Origin of the sequence: Hansschlegelia plantiphila (assembly GCF_027922265.1) — a bacterium.
GTDB lineage: Bacteria > Pseudomonadota > Alphaproteobacteria > Rhizobiales > Methylopilaceae > Methylopila > Methylopila plantiphila.
In genome coordinates this window covers 1-16,013 of sequence record NZ_BSFI01000022.1, presented here as the reverse complement: position 1 = coordinate 16,013, position 16,013 = coordinate 1, and the positions used below count along the sequence as shown (strand labels likewise).

Annotated in this window: 29 protein-coding genes; all 29 read right to left on the bottom strand. The window is 65.7% G+C overall.

The features are described 5' to 3' along the window. Positions 1 to 4 precede the first annotated feature (4 nt). Positions 5 to 1,405, bottom strand: coding sequence for a DegQ family serine endoprotease (locus PKE75_RS15610; RefSeq protein WP_271169670.1), 1,401 nt, complete (start codon positions 1,403 to 1,405; stop codon positions 5 to 7). A gap of 167 nt (positions 1,406 to 1,572) precedes the next feature. Beyond that, the gene (gene rplQ, locus PKE75_RS15605) at positions 1,573 to 1,995 is read right to left on the bottom strand and encodes a 50S ribosomal protein L17 (RefSeq protein WP_271169669.1); all 423 of its coding nucleotides are present in this window, start codon (positions 1,993 to 1,995) and stop codon (positions 1,573 to 1,575) included. Positions 1,996 to 2,046: 51 nt separating this feature from the next. After that, positions 2,047 to 3,072 carry a DNA-directed RNA polymerase subunit alpha gene (locus PKE75_RS15600; RefSeq protein ID WP_271169668.1) on the bottom strand — a complete coding sequence of 342 codons (1,026 nt, stop codon included), beginning with the start codon at positions 3,070 to 3,072 and terminating at the stop codon, positions 2,047 to 2,049. A gap of 122 nt (positions 3,073 to 3,194) precedes the next feature. Further along, positions 3,195 to 3,584, bottom strand: a complete 390-nt coding sequence (gene rpsK / locus PKE75_RS15595; protein WP_271169667.1) for a 30S ribosomal protein S11 — start codon at positions 3,582 to 3,584, stop codon at positions 3,195 to 3,197. Between the two features lie 93 nt (positions 3,585 to 3,677). Next, on the bottom strand, positions 3,678 to 4,046 hold the full coding sequence (gene rpsM, locus PKE75_RS15590; protein ID WP_271169666.1) for a 30S ribosomal protein S13: 369 nt from the start codon (positions 4,044 to 4,046) through the stop codon (positions 3,678 to 3,680). 193 nt (positions 4,047 to 4,239) lie between these two features. Next, complete coding sequence (locus PKE75_RS15585; protein ID WP_271169665.1) at positions 4,240 to 4,836, bottom strand: adenylate kinase; 597 nt, start codon at positions 4,834 to 4,836, stop codon at positions 4,240 to 4,242. After that, complete coding sequence (secY, locus tag PKE75_RS15580; RefSeq protein ID WP_271169664.1) at positions 4,833 to 6,170, bottom strand: preprotein translocase subunit SecY; 1,338 nt, start codon at positions 6,168 to 6,170, stop codon at positions 4,833 to 4,835. Before secY ends, PKE75_RS15585 begins: the two co-directional genes overlap by 4 nt. A gap of 99 nt (positions 6,171 to 6,269) precedes the next feature. Then, positions 6,270 to 6,752: a 50S ribosomal protein L15 gene (gene rplO / locus PKE75_RS15575; RefSeq protein WP_271169855.1), complete on the bottom strand. Its 483-nt coding sequence runs from the start codon at positions 6,750 to 6,752 to the stop codon at positions 6,270 to 6,272. 2 nt (positions 6,753 to 6,754) lie between these two features. After that, positions 6,755 to 6,979 carry a 50S ribosomal protein L30 gene (rpmD, locus tag PKE75_RS15570; RefSeq protein WP_271169663.1) on the bottom strand — a complete coding sequence of 75 codons (225 nt, stop codon included), beginning with the start codon at positions 6,977 to 6,979 and terminating at the stop codon, positions 6,755 to 6,757. Positions 6,980 to 7,002: 23 nt separating this feature from the next. Next, the gene (gene rpsE / locus PKE75_RS15565) at positions 7,003 to 7,572 is read right to left on the bottom strand and encodes a 30S ribosomal protein S5 (protein WP_271169662.1); all 570 of its coding nucleotides are present in this window, start codon (positions 7,570 to 7,572) and stop codon (positions 7,003 to 7,005) included. A gap of 29 nt (positions 7,573 to 7,601) precedes the next feature. Beyond that, complete coding sequence (rplR, locus tag PKE75_RS15560) at positions 7,602 to 7,964, bottom strand: 50S ribosomal protein L18 (RefSeq protein WP_271169661.1); 363 nt, start codon at positions 7,962 to 7,964, stop codon at positions 7,602 to 7,604. Between the two features lie 11 nt (positions 7,965 to 7,975). Next, the gene (rplF, locus tag PKE75_RS15555; RefSeq protein ID WP_271169660.1) at positions 7,976 to 8,509 is read right to left on the bottom strand and encodes a 50S ribosomal protein L6; all 534 of its coding nucleotides are present in this window, start codon (positions 8,507 to 8,509) and stop codon (positions 7,976 to 7,978) included. 45 nt (positions 8,510 to 8,554) lie between these two features. Further along, on the bottom strand, positions 8,555 to 8,953 hold the full coding sequence (gene rpsH / locus PKE75_RS15550) for a 30S ribosomal protein S8 (RefSeq protein ID WP_271169659.1): 399 nt from the start codon (positions 8,951 to 8,953) through the stop codon (positions 8,555 to 8,557). A 13-nt stretch (positions 8,954 to 8,966) separates the two neighbouring features. Continuing rightward, positions 8,967 to 9,272, bottom strand: coding sequence for a 30S ribosomal protein S14 (gene rpsN, locus PKE75_RS15545; RefSeq protein WP_271169658.1), 306 nt, complete (start codon positions 9,270 to 9,272; stop codon positions 8,967 to 8,969). A gap of 12 nt (positions 9,273 to 9,284) precedes the next feature. Next, positions 9,285 to 9,842, bottom strand: a complete 558-nt coding sequence (rplE, locus tag PKE75_RS15540; RefSeq protein WP_271169657.1) for a 50S ribosomal protein L5 — start codon at positions 9,840 to 9,842, stop codon at positions 9,285 to 9,287. Then, positions 9,835 to 10,152, bottom strand: coding sequence for a 50S ribosomal protein L24 (gene rplX, locus PKE75_RS15535; RefSeq protein WP_271169656.1), 318 nt, complete (start codon positions 10,150 to 10,152; stop codon positions 9,835 to 9,837). The genes rplE and rplX overlap by 8 nt, the downstream gene beginning before the upstream one ends. Continuing rightward, the gene (rplN, locus tag PKE75_RS15530) at positions 10,152 to 10,520 is read right to left on the bottom strand and encodes a 50S ribosomal protein L14 (protein WP_271169655.1); all 369 of its coding nucleotides are present in this window, start codon (positions 10,518 to 10,520) and stop codon (positions 10,152 to 10,154) included. The genes rplX and rplN overlap by 1 nt, the downstream gene beginning before the upstream one ends. 85 nt (positions 10,521 to 10,605) lie before the next feature. Continuing rightward, complete coding sequence (gene rpsQ / locus PKE75_RS15525; RefSeq protein WP_271169654.1) at positions 10,606 to 10,884, bottom strand: 30S ribosomal protein S17; 279 nt, start codon at positions 10,882 to 10,884, stop codon at positions 10,606 to 10,608. 10 nt (positions 10,885 to 10,894) lie between these two features. Further along, positions 10,895 to 11,104 carry a 50S ribosomal protein L29 gene (rpmC, locus tag PKE75_RS15520; protein WP_271169653.1) on the bottom strand — a complete coding sequence of 70 codons (210 nt, stop codon included), beginning with the start codon at positions 11,102 to 11,104 and terminating at the stop codon, positions 10,895 to 10,897. Positions 11,105 to 11,115: 11 nt separating this feature from the next. Next, complete coding sequence (rplP, locus tag PKE75_RS15515; protein ID WP_271169652.1) at positions 11,116 to 11,529, bottom strand: 50S ribosomal protein L16; 414 nt, start codon at positions 11,527 to 11,529, stop codon at positions 11,116 to 11,118. Positions 11,530 to 11,552: 23 nt separating this feature from the next. Then, positions 11,553 to 12,254: a 30S ribosomal protein S3 gene (gene rpsC, locus PKE75_RS15510; RefSeq protein WP_271169651.1), complete on the bottom strand. Its 702-nt coding sequence runs from the start codon at positions 12,252 to 12,254 to the stop codon at positions 11,553 to 11,555. A 10-nt stretch (positions 12,255 to 12,264) separates the two neighbouring features. Next, positions 12,265 to 12,654: a 50S ribosomal protein L22 gene (rplV, locus tag PKE75_RS15505; protein WP_271169650.1), complete on the bottom strand. Its 390-nt coding sequence runs from the start codon at positions 12,652 to 12,654 to the stop codon at positions 12,265 to 12,267. A 4-nt stretch (positions 12,655 to 12,658) separates the two neighbouring features. Then, positions 12,659 to 12,937 (bottom strand): 30S ribosomal protein S19, encoded by a 279-nt coding sequence (rpsS, locus tag PKE75_RS15500; protein ID WP_271169649.1) that lies wholly within the window; start codon positions 12,935 to 12,937, stop codon positions 12,659 to 12,661. A 12-nt stretch (positions 12,938 to 12,949) separates the two neighbouring features. After that, entirely contained in the window at positions 12,950 to 13,786 is an 837-nt protein-coding gene (gene rplB / locus PKE75_RS15495; RefSeq protein WP_271169648.1) for a 50S ribosomal protein L2, read from the bottom strand. Between the two features lie 26 nt (positions 13,787 to 13,812). Then, a complete protein-coding gene (locus tag PKE75_RS15490; protein WP_271169647.1) occupies positions 13,813 to 14,106 on the bottom strand; it encodes a 50S ribosomal protein L23 in 294 nt (97 codons plus the stop codon). Then, positions 14,103 to 14,726 carry a 50S ribosomal protein L4 gene (gene rplD, locus PKE75_RS15485; RefSeq protein WP_271169646.1) on the bottom strand — a complete coding sequence of 208 codons (624 nt, stop codon included), beginning with the start codon at positions 14,724 to 14,726 and terminating at the stop codon, positions 14,103 to 14,105. Before rplD ends, PKE75_RS15490 begins: the two co-directional genes overlap by 4 nt. Then, the gene (rplC, locus tag PKE75_RS15480; RefSeq protein WP_271169645.1) at positions 14,726 to 15,478 is read right to left on the bottom strand and encodes a 50S ribosomal protein L3; all 753 of its coding nucleotides are present in this window, start codon (positions 15,476 to 15,478) and stop codon (positions 14,726 to 14,728) included. The genes rplD and rplC overlap by 1 nt, the downstream gene beginning before the upstream one ends. A 26-nt stretch (positions 15,479 to 15,504) precedes the next feature. Next, entirely contained in the window at positions 15,505 to 15,813 is a 309-nt protein-coding gene (rpsJ, locus tag PKE75_RS15475) for a 30S ribosomal protein S10 (protein ID WP_131001665.1), read from the bottom strand. A gap of 78 nt (positions 15,814 to 15,891) precedes the next feature. Next, positions 15,892 to 16,013 (bottom strand): EF-Tu C-terminal domain-related protein (locus tag PKE75_RS15470; RefSeq protein WP_487326347.1); only part of this gene is annotated, 122 nt, incomplete at its 5' end.

The window sequence follows — 16,013 nt, the reverse complement described above, 5'->3', positions numbered from 1 at the left end:
GGCTCTAGCCCCCGAACACGGAGGTGATGGTGCGGCCGTCGCGCTCGATCGTGACCTTCCAGGCGCTGGGCTGCGACCCCGCGATGATCACGAGATCCCGCACGCTCTGCACCTTCCTGTCATTTACGGCCCGCACGATGTCCCCCTTCTGGAAGCCGAGCTGCTGGGCGATCGAGCCGTCCGCGGCGTCCATGACGACGACGCCGCGCAAGGATTGGTCGAGCGACATCTCGTCGGTCAGCGCAGGCGACAGGTTCGCGATCGTCGCGCCGGTGAACGGCGACTCGCCCTTCAGCGTCCGGGTCTCGCGGGGAGGAACTTCAGGCGCGGGGCTGAGCGCCACGGCGAACTTTTTCTCGGCCCCCTGACGGGTGACCGTGACTTCCGCCTTGCCGCCGATCGGCCGGGTCGCGAAGCGGTAGTTGAACCCCTCGACGCCATCGATCGGCTGGCCGTCGACGGCGGTCAGCAGATCGCCCTGCTCGACGCCCGCAGTCGCCGCCGGCGAGCCGGCGGCGACGTTCGAGACGAGAGCGCCGCTCGGATGTTTGAGCCCGAGGCTTTCCGCGATTTCGGGCGTCACCTGCTGCAGCGAAGCGCCGAACCACGGTCGCACGACCGACTTCGCCCCCGACCGAGCCGAGGACAGCACCACCCGCACCATGTTGGCCGGGATCGCGAAGCCGATGCCGACCGACCCGCCGGACTGCGAGAAGATCGCGGTGTTGATGCCGACCAGCTTGCCTTCGAGATCGACCAGCGCGCCGCCCGAGTTGCCGGGATTGATCGACGCGTCGGTCTGGATGAAGGACTGGAAGTCGTCGATGCCGATCTGAGTGCGGGCGAGCGCCGAGACGATCCCGGACGTCACGGTCTGGCCGACGCCGAACGGGTTGCCGACGGCCAGCACGAGATCCCCGACCTGCACCGCGTCCGAATCCGCGAAATCGAGCTTCGGGAATTTCTCGGAGCCGTCGCCGATCTTCAGAACCGCCATGTCGGCCTTCTGATCCTTCAGCAGAATCTTCGCCTCGAACTCGCGTTTGTCCGAAAGCGCGACGCGAACCTCCGTCATGCCCTCGACGACGTGGTTGTTGGTGACGACCAGGCCGTCGTCGCCCACGATCACGCCGGAGCCGAGCGAGCGCTGCACCCGTTCGCGGGGCATCGGGCCGCCCTCTCCGAAGAACTGACGGAAGAACGGATCGTCGAACAGCGCGTTTCGTTGCCGCTTCTCGGTGCGGCTCGCATAGATATTGACGACCGCTGGAGTGACGGCGTGCACGACGGGAGCGAAGGAGAGCTTCACCTCCTGCCGGCTTTCCGGGAGACGGCGCTCTTCGGCGCCGGCGGCCGGCGCTAGAACGGCCGCTGCGATCAGCGCGATGACGGCGACGCGACGCATGGGAGAATGCTCCTGCTGAGATCGGTCAGGCGGCGCTTGAGATAACGTCGATCATGCCCCGCCGAAAGCCGGAGGCCGACATTGCCGCAGGTCGTTCGCGCGCCGAAACGAAAAAAGCGGCCGTCGCCGGCCGCTCGTTTCAGTCAGATCAAGCGAGCCTCAGCGACTCAAGCCGCCTCGGCGCCTTCCGCTTCGACGCGGGCGCGATCGGCGGCGCCCTTGGCGCTGACGTCGCGGTCGACGAACTCGATCACCGCGACCGCGGCGTTGTCGCCATGGCGGAAGCCCGCCTTGATGATGCGGAGGTAGCCGCCCTGGCGCTCCTTGTAGCGGGGGCCGATCGTGTCGAACAGCTTGCGGACCGTCGCGACATGGCGAAGCTCAGCGAGCGCCAGACGGCGTGCGTGCAGATCGCCGCGCTTGGCCAGCGTCACCAGCTTCTCGACCACCGGACGCAGGTCCTTGGCCTTGGGCAGCGTCGTCACGATCTGCTCGTGCTCGATCAGCGAGAGCGCGAGGTTCGCGAACATCGCCTTACGATGGCTCTGGAGCCGGTTGAAACGGCGTCCCCGCCGGGCGTGCATGGACATTTCGTCTTCTCCTTCAGGCCCGCGCCGCTAACGGCTGCAGGTCCGGCGACCTCAGTAATGCTCTTCGAAACGCTTCGCGAGTTCGTCGATGTTGTCCGGCGGCCAACCACCGACCTCCATGCCGAGGTGCAGACCCATCTGGGCGAGCACCTCCTTGATCTCGTTCAGCGACTTCCGGCCGAAATTCGGCGTCCGGAGCATCTCGGCTTCCGTCTTCTGGATCAGGTCGCCGATGTAGACGATGTTGTCGTTCTTCAGGCAGTTCGCCGAGCGGACCGAAAGCTCGAGCTCGTCGACCTTCTTGAGCAGCGCCGGGTTGAAGGCCAGCTCCGGAATGGCGGACTGGACGCTCTCCTTCTTCGGCTCCTCGAAGTTGACGAACACCTCGAGCTGATCCTGCAGGATGCGGGCGGCGTAGGCGACCGCGTCCTCCGGCGAGATCGAGCCGTTGGTCTCGACCGAAAGCGTCAGCTTGTCGTAGTCGAGGATCTGGCCTTCACGCGTGTTTTCAACGCGGTAGGAGACCTTCTTCACTGGCGAATAGAGGCTGTCGACCGGGATCAGGCCGATCGGCGCGTCCTCGGGACGATTGCGGTCGGCGGGGACGTAGCCCTTGCCCGTGTCGACGGTGAACTCGATGCGGATCTCGGCGCCGTCGTCGAGCGTGCAGATCGGCAGGTTCGGATTCAGGATCTGGACGTCGCCCACAACCTGAATGTCGCCCGCGACCACCTGACCGGGGCCCTGCTTGCGCAGCACCATCCGCTTCGGGCCTTCGCCCTGCATCTTGATCGAGACGTCCTTGATGTTGAGGACGATGTCGGTCACGTCCTCACGGACGCCGGGGATGGAGGAGAACTCGTGCAGCACGCCGTCGATGTGAATCGACGTCACCGCGGCGCCCTGCAGCGACGACAGCAGCACCCGGCGCAGCGCGTTGCCGAGGGTCAGGCCGAAACCGCGCTCGAGAGGCTCCGCGACCATGGTCGCGGTGCGCTTCCCGTCGCCTCCCGCGGCGACCTCGAGCTTGTTCGGCTTGATGAGATCTTGCCAATTCTTCTGGATCACGGACTGCATCCTTCGTCAGTCACCGCGGAAACGCGCCGGCGTCGCCACAGAGAAGGCCTCGCCGCCGGTGCGGGGGCCTGAAACGGACACGCGCCCCGAGAGCGGAGGGGCGCACGCAAATGCTCGTCGGCTCAGACGCGCCGGCGCTTGCGCGGCCGGCAGCCGTTGTGCGGGATCGGCGTCACGTCGCGGATCGACGTCACCATGAAGCCCGCCGATTGAAGAGCCCGAAGCGCCGACTCGCGGCCCGAACCCGGACCGCGGACCTCGACCTCGAGGGTGCGCATGCCGTGCTCGGCCGCCTTCTTGGCGGCGTCCTCGGCCGCGACCTGGGCGGCGTAGGGCGTCGACTTGCGCGAGCCCTTGAAGCCCTGCGCGCCGGCGGACGACCAGGACACCGTGTTGCCCTGCGCGTCAGTGATGGTGATCATCGTGTTGTTGAACGTCGCGTTCACATGGGCGACGCCCGACGCGATGTTCTTGCGCTCGCGACGGCGAATGCGCTGGGCTTCTTTAGCCATATCGATCTCGATCCTTCAGGCGCGCCCGTAATGCCAGGCGCTCGGGACAGGACGCCGTCCACGATGGGACGACGCGCCGCTCTATAAAACGAATTACTTCTTCTTGCCGGCGATCGGCTTCGCCTTGCCCTTGCGGGTGCGGGCGTTGGTGTGCGTGCGCTGGCCATGGACCGGCAGGCCGCGACGGTGACGCAGACCCCGATAGCAGCCGAGATCCATCAGCCGCTTGATGTTCATCGTGACTTCGCGGCGAAGATCGCCCTCCACGATATAATCGCGGTCGATCGTCTCGCGGATCTGGATGACTTCGGCGTCGGTCAGCTGGTTGACGCGACGCTCGGCCGGGATCGCGACCTTCTCACAGATCTCCGTCGCCTTCTGGGCGCCGATGCCGTGAATATACTGAAGCGCGATGACGACGCGCTTGTTCGTCGGAATGTTTACGCCGGCGATACGTGCCACGAGGCATTCTCCATAATGTCCGGCGCATGGCCGGGAAGAGCGCGCGTCCGGTGGAGTCCGGCCCTTGCGCGCTTTGAAAAGCGGAACGAAGGCAAGGCGCGCCTCAGCGCCTGAGTCCCCGTTTGCTCTCGGTGAAGACGTGCGCGTAGCGCCTTAACGGCCCGGCGTCAACCCAAAAACGTGAAGACGGCCCTCAGACGGACGCCTTCACGTCGGAGAGAACGCTGTCGATCGACCGCGCCACCTCGTCAATCGGCGCCATGCCGTCGACCGAGGAGTAGATGCCGCGCTGCTTGTAGAACGGACGCAACTGGGCGGTGACCGCATTGTAGTCGGCGATCCGGCGGTGCACGACCTCCGGCGCGTCGTCCGTGCGGACGGGCTTGCCGGCGGCGGCGAGTTCGCGTGCCCGACGCTCGACCCGATCGAGCAACGAGCGCTCGTCGACCGTCAGCTCGATCACCGCGTCGAGTCCGTAATGCTTGCCTTCGAGCATGCGGTCGAGCGCCTCGGCCTGCTTCAGCGTGCGCGGGAAGCCGTCGAGGATGAAGCCGTTATGGGCGTCCGGCTGCTCGATGCGGTCCGAGACGATCTGAACGACGAGGCTGTCGGGACAGAGCTGTCCACGCGCCATCAGATCCTTCGCCTCGAGGCCGATCGGCGTCTCTGCGGCGACGGCTGCGCGCAGCATGTCGCCGGTCGAGAGCTGGACCAAACCGTGCTTCTCGACCAGCCGCTCGGACTGAGTGCCCTTCCCGGCTCCGGGGGGGCCAAGCAGGATGAGTCTCATCTGCGCTTTCCTCTGAGCTTGGCCTTCTTGATGAGGCCCTCATATTGCGCAGCGTAGAGATGACCCTGGACCTGCGCCACAGTATCCATCGTGACCGACACGACGATCAGCAGCGAGGTCCCGCCGAAATAGAACGGCACCGCGGCGTAGGAGATCAGAATCTCCGGAATGACGCACACTAGCGCGATGTAGATCGCGCCAACCACGGTGATGCGCGTCAGCACATAGTCGATATATTCCGCGGTGCGCTCGCCCGGACGGATGCCAGGGATGAACCCGCCATACTTCTTCAGGTTGTCGGCGGTCTCGGTCGGATTGAACACGATCGCCGTATAGAAGAACGAGAAGAACAGGATCAGGGCGACGTACAGCACCATGTAGAGCGGGCGGCCGTGCGCGAGATAGGTCGTGATCGCGGCCAGCCAGGCCGGACCGCCGCCATGGGCGGAAAAGTTCGCGATCGTCGTCGGCAGAAGCAGCAGCGACGAGGCGAAGATCGGCGGGATGACGCCGGCGGTGTTGAGCTTCAGAGGCAGATGCGAGGACTCGCCGCCCGTCATCCGGTTCTGCGAAACCTGCCGCTTCGGATACTGGATCAGCAGGCGCCGCTGCGCGCGCTCCATATAGACGATGAAGGCGATGACGCCGATCGCCATTACGAGGATCGCGAGGATCAGACCCGACGACAGCGCGCCCTGGCGCGACAGCTCAAGCGTGCCGGCGACGGCGCGGGGAAGCTCGGCGACGATGCCGGCGAAGATGATCAGCGAGATGCCGTTGCCGATGCCGCGCGCGGTGATCTGCTCGCCGAGCCACATCAGGAACATCGTGCCGCCGGTGAGGGTGATCACGGTGGAGAGCCGGAAGAACCAGCCCGGATCGACGACCACCCCCTGCTGGCCCTCAAGCCCCGCGGCGATGCCGTAGGCCTGCACAGCCGCGAGCAGCACGGTGCCATAGCGGGTGTACTGGTTGATGATCTTCCGACCCTGCTCGCCCTCCTTCTTGAGAGCCTCCAGGTGCGGCGAGACCGTCGTCATCAACTGAACGATGATCGAGGCGGAGATGTAGGGCATGATGGCGAGCGCGAAGATCGCCATCCGGCCGACAGCGCCGCCCGAGAACATGTTGAACAGGCCGATGATGCCCGTCGACTGCTGGCGGAACACCTCGGCCAACGCGCCAGGATTGATCCCCGGCATCGGGATATAGGTTCCGAGCCGGTAGACGAGCAGCGCGCCAAGGGTGAACCAGATGCGCTTCTTGAGTTCGCCCGCCTTGGAGAAGGCGGAGAAGTTCAGGTTCGCAGCAAGCTGCTCAGCAGCGGAAGCCATGGGGTTCGTCCAGGGAAAGAGTGCACGCGCCGCCCCCTAAAGGACGTCATGACGCCCCGAAGATCGGGGCGTCATCGAGACGATCCTCAGATAGGGACGTCAGACCGCGTCCGCATCCTTCGTCGGGGCGAGCAGCGTCACCTTGCCGCCGAGCTTCTCGATCGCGTCGGCGACCGACTTCGACACCGCGAAGACCTCGAGGTCGAGCTTGGTCTTCAACTCGCCACGGCCGAGCACCTTCACGCCATCCCGCTTCTTCGACAGCACGCCGGCCTCGATCAGCGCGGCCTCCGTCACGGGCTTCGTCGCGTCCAGCTTGCCGGCGTCCACCGCCTGCTGGAGCCGGGCGAGATTGACCTCGTTCAGGTCGGTCGCGAACAGATTGTGGAAGCCGCGCTTCGGGAGACGACGATAAAGCGGCATCTGACCGCCCTCGAAAGCCTTCACACGAACGCCCGTGCGGGACTTCTGACCCTTGACGCCACGGCCGCCGGTCTTGCCCTTGCCCGAACCGATGCCGCGTCCGACGCGGATCCGGTCCTTGGTGGCGCCGGGATTGTCCCGGAGATCGTTGAGCTTCACCATCACTTCTCTCCCGCGGCGGCTTCGACGCGCACGAGGTGCGCGACCTTCGCGATCATGCCGCGAATGGCAGGCGTGTCGTTAAGCTCGCGGCTCTTGCCGATACGGCCGAGGCCGAGGCCGACGAGGGTCGCGTGCTGGTCAGCCGGGCGACGGGTGGACGAGCCGGTCTGGACCACCGTCACGCTGCCAGCCTTGGCGTTCTTCTTCTTGGCGGCGTCTGCCATGATCAAGCTCCTTTAGGTTCCGATCAGCCTTCGGCGACCGCATCGGCGTCGACATCGCGGCGACGAGCCTGCAGCGTCGAAACCTTGAGGCCGCGGCGAGCGGCGACCGAGCGCGGACTGTCTTCGCCCTTGAGGGCGTCGAAGGTGGCGCGCACCATGTTGTAGGGGTTCGACGAGCCGAGCGACTTGGCGACCACGTCGTGGACGCCGAGCGTTTCGAACACGGCGCGCATCGGGCCGCCGGCGATGATGCCCGTGCCGGCCGGAGCCGCGCGGAGCACGACCTTGCCGGCGCCGTGGCGGCCGTCGACGTCGTGATGCAGCGTGCGGCCTTCGCGCAGCGGCACGCGGATCAGGCCGCGCTTGGCCGACTCGGTCGCCTTGCGGATCGCTTCCGGCACTTCACGGGCCTTGCCGTGACCGAAGCCGACGCGGCCCTTCTGGTCGCCCACGACGACGAGCGCCGCGAAGCCGAAGCGCCTGCCGCCCTTCACCACCTTGGCGACGCGGTTGATGTGCACCAGCTTGTCGACGAACTCGCTGTCGCGGTCATCGCGGTCGTTCCGGCGATTGTCTCTAGGCTCACGAGCCATGTCTTAAATCCTCTCAGCCAGAGCGGGCTTCAAAAGTTGAGCCCGCCCTCGCGGGCGGCCTCGGCCAAGGCCTTGACCCGGCCGTGATAGATGTAGCTGCCGCGGTCGAACACGACGTCCTTCACGCCGGCGGCCGCTGCGCGCTCCGCCACCAGCTTGCCGACGGCCTGAGCCGCCGCGATGTCGGCGCCGGTCTTCTTCTCGGCGCGGAAGTCCTTGTCGAGCGTCGAGGCGGACGCAAGCGTCACGCCCTTCGCATCGTCGATGACCTGCGCATAGATCTGCTTCGACGAACGGTGCACCGACAGGCGCGGACGTCCGTTCGCAGCGGAAAGAAGAGCCCGGCGAACGCGCGCCTTGCGGCGGGCCCCGGTCTGAAGATTCTTCGCCATGGTCCCGGCCCTTACTTCTTCTTGCCTTCCTTGCGGAAGATGAATTCGCCCGCGTATTTCACGCCCTTGCCCTTGTAGGGCTCCGGCCTGCGGAAGTCGCGAATCTCTGCGGCCACCTGGCCGACCCGCTGGCAGTTCATACCGGAGATCGAGATCTCCGTCGGCTTGGCGCACGTGATCTGGATCCCTTCCGGGACCGGATAGATCACGTCGTGGCTATAACCCAGAGCGAGAACGAGGTTCTTGCCCTGAACCGACGCGCGGTAGCCGACGCCGGTGATTTCAAGCTTCTTCTCGAAGCCCTGGGTCACGCCGGTCACGAGGTTCTGCACCATCGTGCGCGACATGCCCCACATCGACCGGGCGCGCTTCGTCTGCTCGCGCGGCGTGACCGAAACCTTGCCGTCCTTGAACTCGACGACGACGTCGTCATGCGCCCGAAAGGCGAGCTCGCCCTTCGGACCCTTGACCTTGATATCCTGGCCTTCGACCGCCGCGGTGACGCCCGACGGCACGTCGACCGGCTTCTTGCCGATGCGCGACATGATCGCTCTCCGTATCCTGTTCCGTGAAAGACCCGTCCGCCAGCGTCAGAAGACGCGGCAGAGGATCTCCCCGCCCACGTTGTTGTCGCGAGCGTCGTGATCCGCCATCACGCCCTTCGGCGTGGAGAGGATCGAGATGCCGAGGCCGTTCGCCACGCGCGGAAGGTTCTTGACCGAGGCGTACACACGCCGGCCCGGCTTCGACACCCGCTGGATCTCGCGGATGACGGGCGCGCCGTCGTAGTACTTGAGTTCGATCTCGAACTCGGTGCGGCCGTTGGTCAGCTCGGTCTCCGTGTAGCCACGGATGTAGCCTTCCGACTGCAGCACATCGAGCACGTGCTGGCGCAGGCGCGAGCCGGGCGTCGACACGGTGGACTTGCTCCGCATATGCGCGTTGCGGATTCGCGTCAGCATATCGCCGAGGGGATCGATCATTGACATGTGCCCCTCCTCCTCACCAGCTCGATTTCGTGAGACCAGGGATCAGGCCTTTGGAGCCGAGGTCCCTGATCGCGATCCGCGAGATGCCGAGCTTGCGGTAGTACGCGCGCGGCCGTCCCGTGATTTCGCAACGGTTGCGTATGCGGATCTTCGAGCCGTTCCGGGGAAGCTCGGCGAGCTTCAGGCGCGCAGCGAAGCGATCCTCGAGGTCGAGGTTCGGGTTCTTGGCGATCGCCTTGAGCTCGGCGCGCTTCGCAGCGTCCCGGGCCACCAACTTGCGGCGACGTTCGTTCTTTTCGATCGCGCTTTTCTTAGCCATGCGATCCTCCCGTCACTGCCTGAAGGGGAAGTTGAAGGCCCGCAGCAGCGCGCGCGCCTCGTCGTCGGACTTCGCCGTCGTGCAGACGATGACGTCCATGCCCCAGACCTGATCGATCTTGTCGTACTCGATCTCGGGGAAAATGATGTGCTCCTTGATGCCCATGGCGAAGTTGCCGCGGCCATCGAAGCTCTTGGGGTTCAGGCCGCGGAAGTCGCGGACGCGCGGCAGCGCGATCGTGACCAGGCGGTCGACGAAGTCGTACATGCGCTGGCGACGAAGCGTCACCTTGGCGCCGACCGACTGGCCCTCGCGCAGCTTGAAGGTCGCGATCGAGGTGCGGGCCTTCGTGATCACCGGCTTCTGGCCGACGATCTTGGCGAGCTCGCCGGCTGCGATCGCCGCCTTCTTGGAGTCGGCGACAGCCTCGCCGATGCCCATGTTCACGACGATCTTGGTGAGCGTCGGAACCGCCATTGGGTTCTTGTAACCGAACTCTTCGATCAGCTGCGGCCGGACGACTTCGTCGTAATGCCGCTTGAGACGCGGCGTGTAGACTGCCTCAGGCATCGATCTGCTCCCCCGAACGGGTCGCGACGCGCACCTTGCGGCCGTCGTCCAGGACCTTGAAGCCGACGCGCGTCGCCTTGCCGTCCTTCGGATCGGCGAGCGCGATGTTGGAAAGGTGGATGGTGGCTTCCTTGCGGATGATGCCGCCCTCCTGCGACTGCGTCTGCTTCTGGTGACGCGAGATAAGGTTCACGCCGCGCACGATGGCGCGCTCGTCCTTCGGCATCACCTGCAGAACTTCACCGGTCTTGCCCTTGTCGCGACCGGCGAGAACGACGACCTTGTCGCCTTTCTTGATCTTCGCGGCCATTACAGCACCTCCGGCGCGAGCGAGATGATCTTCATGTGGTTCTTGGCGCGCAGCTCGCGCGGAACCGGCCCGAAGATGCGCGTGCCGACGGGCTCCTTCTGATTGTTGATCAGAACGGCCGCATTGCGGTCGAAGCGGATCACAGAGCCGTCGACGCGACGAATTTCCTTGGCGGTGCGAACGACGACAGCCTTCATGACGTCGCCCTTCTTCACGCGGCCGCGCGGAATCGCCTCCTTGATCGACACCACGATGATGTCGCCAACGCCGGCGTAGCGGCGGCCTGCGCCGCCCAGAACCTTGATGCACATCACTCGCTTGGCGCCGGAGTTGTCGGCGACGTCGAGGTTGCTCTGCATCTGAATCATGGCCGTAAACCTTTCTTTCTCGCTCGGAGCCGGTTTCCGCTATTCGGCGGACCTGGCCCGGCGGGCCTTACTCTTCAGATGAAATTCACTCGGAAGCGGACGGCGCGGGAGCGGCGACGTCGGGATCGACAGTGACGTCGGCCCGCACCACCCAGCGCTTCAGCTTCGAAATCGGCTTGCTCTCCTCGATCCACACGAGGTCGCCGACCTTGTAGCGGCGGTCCTCGTCATGGGCGTGGTAGTGCTTGGACCGCCGCACCGTCTTCTTCAGAAGCGGATGCGTGAACCGACGCTCCACCTTGACCACGACGGTCTTGGCGTTCTTGTCGGAAATGACAGTCCCTAGGAGGACTCGCTTCGGCATGATGTCCTCCTCAGACCTTCGCGGCGGCTTCGCCGCGCTTGGTCGTCACGACGGTGCGGATGCGCGCGATGTCGCGGCGCACGAGCCGAACCCGTGACGTGTTGTCGAGCTGTCCCGTCGCCTTCTGAAAGCGCAGGTTGAACTGCTCCTTCTTCAGCTTGAGGAGTTCGTCGTCGAGCTGGTCGACGGTCATTGCGCGGAAGTCCTGCGCTTTTGCCATGACGTGTCTCCTTACTCGGCGATGCGCTGAACGAAGCGCGTGCGGATCGGAAGCTTGGCGGCGGCGAGCGCGAGGGCTTCCTTGGCGGTCTCCATGGAGACGCCGTCGATCTCGAACATGATGCGGCCCGGCTTCACCTTGGCGGCCCAGTAGTCCGTCGCGCCCTTGCCCTTGCCCATGCGGACTTCGGTCGGCTTCGACGTCACCGGAACGTCCGGATAGATGCGGATCCAGACGCGGCCGGCGCGCTTCATGTGACGCGTCAGAGCGCGGCGGGCGGCTTCGATCTGACGCGCGGTGACGCGCTCCGGCTCGAGCGCCTTCAGGCCGAACGCGCCGAAGTCGAGATTGAATCCGCCCTTCGCAGCGCCGCTGATGCGACCCTTGAACTGCTTGCGGAACTTGGTCTTCTTCGGTTGCAGCATGACTTAAACTCCCGGCGCCCCGCTCACGCGTGGTCGCGGCGTGACGGACGACCGCCGTCGCCGTCGTTCAGGCGGCGATCCTGCGCCATGGGATCGTGCTCCATGACTTCGCCCTTGAAGATCCAGACCTTGACGCCGCAGGTGCCCATCGCGGTCTTCGCGGTGGCGACCCCGTAGTCGACGTCAGCGCGCAGCGTGTGCAGCGGCACCCGGCCTTCGCGATACCACTCGGTGCGGGCGATCTCCGCCCCGCCGAGACGGCCCGCGCAGTTGATGCGGATGCCCTCGGCGCCGAGACGCATCGCCGACTGAACCGCGCGCTTCATCGCCCGGCGGAACGCCACGCGACGCTCGAGCTGCTGGGCGATCGACTCCGCGACCAGCGTCGAGTCTATCTCGGGCTTGCGGACTTCCACGATGTTGATGTGGACCTCCGACGCCGTCATCGAGCCGACCTTCTTGCGAAGCTTCTCGATGTCCGCGCCCTTCTTCCCGATCACGATGCCCGGACGGGCCGAGTAGATAGAGACGCGGCACTTCTTGTGCGGACGCTCGATCACGATCTTGGAGACGGCGGCCTGCTTCAGATCCTTGAGGAGGGCGTCGCGGATCGCGATGTCCTCCTGCAGGAGCTTCACATACTCGCCGCCGCTCGCGAACCAGCGCGAATCCCAGGTGCGGTTGATGCCGAGCCGAAGCCCGATCGGGTTGACCTTGTGACCCATCGTCTTCTCCTCAGGCCTTCGCCGCTTCCGTCTCGACCTGACGAACGATGATCGTCAGGTGCGAGAACGGCTTCTGGATCTGGCCGACGCGGCCACGGGCGCGCGGGCTGAAACGCTTCATCACGATCGACTTGCCGACGAAGGCCTGGGCGACGACGAGATCGTCGACGTCGAGGTCATGGTTGTTCTCGGCGTTGGCGATGGCGCTCTCGAGCGTCTTCTTCACCTGGCCGGCGATCCGCTTGCGGGAGAAGGTGAGGTCGGCGAGCGCCTTGTCGACCTTCTTGCCGCGGATGAGCTGCGCGACGAGGTTCAGCTTCTGCGGCGAGATGCGAACCATCCGCAGCACAGCTTTCGCCTCGTTGTCGGGAAGCGCGCGCTCGCGTGCCTGCTTGCCCATAACCTTACTTCCTCTTCGACTTCTTGTCCGCCGCGTGACCGTAGAAGGTACGGGTCGGGGCGAACTCGCCGAACTTGTGGCCGATCATCTCTTCATTGACCGACACGGGGATGTGCTTGTGGCCGTTGTAGACCCCGAAGGTGAGGCCCACGAACTGCGGCAGGATCGTGGAGCGACGGCTCCAGATCTTGATGACCTCGCTGCGGGTCGAAGACCGCGCATTGTCGGCCTTCTTGAGCAGGTACCCGTCGACGAAGGGACCCTTCCAGACTGAACGCGCCATGGCCGGCTCTCCTTACTTCTTCTTACGGGCGTGGCGGCTCGACACGATGAACTTGTCGGTCGCCTTGTTGCTGCGCGTACGCTTGCCCTTGGTCGGCTTGCCCCAGGGGGTCACCGGGTGACGGCCGCCCGAGGTGCGGCCTTCGCCGCCGCCGTGGGGATGGTCGACAGGGTTCATCGTCACGCCGCGGTTATGCGGCTTGCGGCCGAGCCAGCGCGAACGGCCGGCCTTGCCCAGGCTGATGTTGGAGTGGTCGGGGTTCGACACCGCGCCCACCGTGCCGAAGCAATGGCCATGCACCATGCGCTGCTCGCCCGAGCTCAGGCGCAGCGTCACGTAGCCCTGGTCGCGGGCGACGATCTGCGCGTAGGACCCGGCGGAGCGCGCGATCTGCCCGCCGCGGCCGATCTTCAGCTCGACGTTGTGGACGATCGTGCCGACCGGCGCGACGCCCAGCGGCATCGCGTTGCCCGGCTTCACGTCGACCTGCGCGCCGGCGACCACGCTGTCGCCCACCGCGAGGCGCTGCGGCGCCAGGATGTAGCTCAGCTCGTCGTCGGCATAGCGGATCAGCGCGATGAAGGCCGAACGGTTCGGATCGTACTCGATCCGCTCCACCTTGGCCGGCACGTCCAGCTTGCGCCGCTTGAAGTCGATCAGGCGGTACGTCCGCTTGTGACCGCCGCCGCGGAACCGCACCGTGATGCGGCCGTGATTGTTGCGGCCGCCGGAGGACGAGAGCCCCTCGGTCAGCTGCTTCACCGGCGTGCCCTTGTAGAGCGCGGACCGGTCGACGATCACGAGCTGGCGAAGGCTCGGCGTGATCGGATTATAATGCTTCAGCGCCATGGCTTAGGCTCCCTCCCCGTCCTGCCTCAAAGACCCGTCGTCACGTCGATCGAATGACCTTCGGCCAATGTCACGATCGCGCGCTTGACGTCGCCCTGCTGGCCGAGGCGGCCACGGAAACGCTTGGTCTTGCCCTTGCGGACCAGCGTGTTGACGCTGACGACCTTGACGTCGAACAGCTTTTCGACAGCCGCCTTGATCTGCGGCTTGGTGGCCGTGTCCGCAACGCGGAACACGACCTTGTTCTGCTCGGACGCGTAGGTCGCCTTTTCCGTGATGATCGGCGACCGGATGACGTCGTAGTGGCGCAGATCCGTCATTTGAAACGCGCCTCCAGCGCATCGAGGGCCGCCTTCGTCAGAACGAGGACGTCGCGTCGAAGGATGTCGTAGACGTTGATGCCCTGAACGGGCAGCACGTCGACGGTGTGGACCGCGCGGGCCGCGAGCTTGACGTTGGCGTCGACCTCGGCACCGTCGATGACCAGCGCATTCGAGAAGCCGAGCGTCTCGATGTGCTGCTTGAACGCCTTGGTCTTGCCCTCGGCCAGCGCGAAAGCGTCGACCACGACGATCTGCTGGTCGCGGGCCTTGGCCGAAAGCGCGTGCTTCAGGCCGAGTGCGCGGAACTTCTTCGGCAGGTCATGCGCATGGGAGCGGATGACCGGGCCGAAGGCGCGACCGCCGCCGCGGAACTGCGGCGCGGAAGCCTGGGCGTGACGGGCGCGGCCCGTGCCCTTCTGCTTGTACATCTTCTTGCCCGTGCGGGCGATGTCCGAGCGGCCGAGCGTCGAGTGCGAGCCGACCTGGCGCTTGGCGAGCTGCCAGCGCACCATCCGGTGCAGGATGTCGGTCCGGGGCTCGAGGCCGAAAATGTCGTCCGACAACGTGATCTTCTCGCCGGCCTTGCCGTCGGAATTGGTGATCGCGATCTCAACCATCACGCGTTCTCCGTCTCTGCGGCGGTTTCGGGCGCGGCGGTCTCGACCGGGGTCGAAGCAGCTTCGTCGGCCGCGCCGCGAGCGCGGAACGAACCCGGCATCGGAACGCCCTCCGGAAGGCGGGTCTTCACGGCGTCGCGAACCAGGATCCAGCCGCCCTTGGCGCCGGGAACGGCGCCCTCGACGAGGATGAGGCCGCGGTCGACGTCGGTCGACACGATCTTCAGGTTCTGCGTCGTCACGCGGACGTCGCCCATATGGCCGGCCATCTTCTTGTTCTTGAAGACCTTGCCGGGATCCTGACGGCCGCCGGTGGAACCGTGCGAACGGTGGGACACGGACACGCCGTGGGTGGCGCGCAGGCCGCCGAAGTTATGGCGCTTCATGGCGCCGGCGAAGCCCTTGCCGATCGAGGTGCCCGTCACGTCGACGCGCTGGCCGACGAGGAAGTGGTCGACCGTGATCTCGGCGCCGACGGGGATCACCGCGTCGTCGCTGACGCGGAACTCGACGAGCTTCCGCTTCGGCTCGACTTCCACCTTCGCGAAGTGGCCGCGCTCGGCGCGGTTCACGTTCTTCGGCTTGCGCGAGCCAGCGCCGAGCTGAAGCGCGACATAACCCTGCGCCTCAACCGTGCGATGGCCGACAACCTGGCACTGGTCAACCTTGAGCACCGTGACCGGAACATGCTCCCCGGCGTCCGTGAAGACGCGGGTCATGCCCAGCTTCTGTGCGATGAGTCCGGACCGCATTTGCGTCGCCCTTCCCAAATATCCGTTCAGAGCTTGATCTCGACATCCACGCCGGCCGCGAGGTCGAGCTTCATCAGCGCGTCCACGGTCTGCGGGGTCGGATCGACGATGTCGAGAAGACGCTTGTGCGTCCGGATCTCGAACTGTTCGCGGCTCTTCTTGTCGACGTGAGGCGATCGGTTCACGGTGAACTTCTCGATGCGGGTCGGAAGCGGGATCGGCCCGCGGACCGTCGCGCCGGTCCGCTTCGCCGTCGACACGATCTCGCGGGTCGACGTGTCGAGGATGCGATGGTCGAACGCCTTGAGGCGGATCCGAATGTTCTGGCCGTTCATGTTCGTCAGTCTCCACGAGACTGGGCGGCGCCGGATGGTCCGGCGCGCCCCGCCGCGGTCAAATCAAGAAGGTTCAGCTCACTCGATGATGGTTGCGACGACGCCTGCGCCGACGGTGCGGCCGCCTTCGCGGATCGCGAAGCGCAGCTTCTCCTCCATCGCGATCGGCACGATCAGGTGCACCTCCATCGCGATGTTGT

What these genes read in the sequence shown, in the direction of transcription:
- rplR (WP_271169661.1), bottom strand. Translation starts at nt 7,964, where the DNA reads ATGGCGAAGAATCTTCAGACCGGGGCCCGCCGCAAGGCGCGCGTTCGC.
- rplN (WP_271169655.1), bottom strand. Translation starts at nt 10,520, where the DNA reads ATGATTCAGATGCAGAGCAACCTCGACGTCGCCGACAACTCCGGCGCC.
- rpmD (WP_271169663.1), bottom strand. Translation starts at nt 6,979, where the DNA reads ATGGCAGACGCCGCCAAGAAGAAGAACGCCAAGGCTGGCAGCGTGACG.
- secY (WP_271169664.1), bottom strand. Translation starts at nt 6,170, where the DNA reads ATGGCTTCCGCTGCTGAGCAGCTTGCTGCGAACCTGAACTTCTCCGCC.
- rplX (WP_271169656.1), bottom strand. Translation starts at nt 10,152, where the DNA reads ATGGCCGCGAAGATCAAGAAAGGCGACAAGGTCGTCGTTCTCGCCGGT.
- rplQ (WP_271169669.1), bottom strand. Translation starts at nt 1,995, where the DNA reads ATGTCCATGCACGCCCGGCGGGGACGCCGTTTCAACCGGCTCCAGAGC.
- PKE75_RS15610 (WP_271169670.1), bottom strand. Translation starts at nt 1,405, where the DNA reads ATGCGTCGCGTCGCCGTCATCGCGCTGATCGCAGCGGCCGTTCTAGCG.
- rpsS (WP_271169649.1), bottom strand. Translation starts at nt 12,937, where the DNA reads ATGGCGCGTTCAGTCTGGAAGGGTCCCTTCGTCGACGGGTACCTGCTC.
- rpsN (WP_271169658.1), bottom strand. Translation starts at nt 9,272, where the DNA reads ATGGCTAAGAAAAGCGCGATCGAAAAGAACGAACGTCGCCGCAAGTTG.
- rplD (WP_271169646.1), bottom strand. Translation starts at nt 14,726, where the DNA reads ATGGTTGAGATCGCGATCACCAATTCCGACGGCAAGGCCGGCGAGAAG.
- rpsE (WP_271169662.1), bottom strand. Translation starts at nt 7,572, where the DNA reads ATGGCTCGTGAGCCTAGAGACAATCGCCGGAACGACCGCGATGACCGC.
- PKE75_RS15490 (WP_271169647.1), bottom strand. Translation starts at nt 14,106, where the DNA reads ATGACGGATCTGCGCCACTACGACGTCATCCGGTCGCCGATCATCACG.
- rpsC (WP_271169651.1), bottom strand. Translation starts at nt 12,254, where the DNA reads ATGGGTCACAAGGTCAACCCGATCGGGCTTCGGCTCGGCATCAACCGC.
- rpmC (WP_271169653.1), bottom strand. Translation starts at nt 11,104, where the DNA reads ATGGCAAAAGCGCAGGACTTCCGCGCAATGACCGTCGACCAGCTCGAC.
- rplP (WP_271169652.1), bottom strand. Translation starts at nt 11,529, where the DNA reads ATGCTGCAACCGAAGAAGACCAAGTTCCGCAAGCAGTTCAAGGGTCGC.
- rplF (WP_271169660.1), bottom strand. Translation starts at nt 8,509, where the DNA reads ATGTCGCGCATCGGCAAGAAGCCGGTCGACGTGCCGTCGGGCGTCACC.
- PKE75_RS15585 (WP_271169665.1), bottom strand. Translation starts at nt 4,836, where the DNA reads ATGAGACTCATCCTGCTTGGCCCCCCCGGAGCCGGGAAGGGCACTCAG.
- rpsH (WP_271169659.1), bottom strand. Translation starts at nt 8,953, where the DNA reads ATGTCAATGATCGATCCCCTCGGCGATATGCTGACGCGAATCCGCAAC.
- rplE (WP_271169657.1), bottom strand. Translation starts at nt 9,842, where the DNA reads ATGCCTGAGGCAGTCTACACGCCGCGTCTCAAGCGGCATTACGACGAA.
- rplV (WP_271169650.1), bottom strand. Translation starts at nt 12,654, where the DNA reads ATGGGCAAGCAGGCACGCGAGCGCGCGCTTCCCGACAACGAGGCGAAA.
- rplC (WP_271169645.1), bottom strand. Translation starts at nt 15,478, where the DNA reads ATGCGGTCCGGACTCATCGCACAGAAGCTGGGCATGACCCGCGTCTTC.
- PKE75_RS15600 (WP_271169668.1), bottom strand. Translation starts at nt 3,072, where the DNA reads ATGCAGTCCGTGATCCAGAAGAATTGGCAAGATCTCATCAAGCCGAAC.
- rpsK (WP_271169667.1), bottom strand. Translation starts at nt 3,584, where the DNA reads ATGGCTAAAGAAGCCCAGCGCATTCGCCGTCGCGAGCGCAAGAACATC.
- rplB (WP_271169648.1), bottom strand. Translation starts at nt 13,786, where the DNA reads ATGGCGCTGAAGCATTATAATCCGATCACGCCGAGCCTTCGCCAGCTC.
- rpsQ (WP_271169654.1), bottom strand. Translation starts at nt 10,884, where the DNA reads ATGCCGAAGCGAGTCCTCCTAGGGACTGTCATTTCCGACAAGAACGCC.
- rpsJ (WP_131001665.1), bottom strand. Translation starts at nt 15,813, where the DNA reads ATGAACGGCCAGAACATTCGGATCCGCCTCAAGGCGTTCGACCATCGC.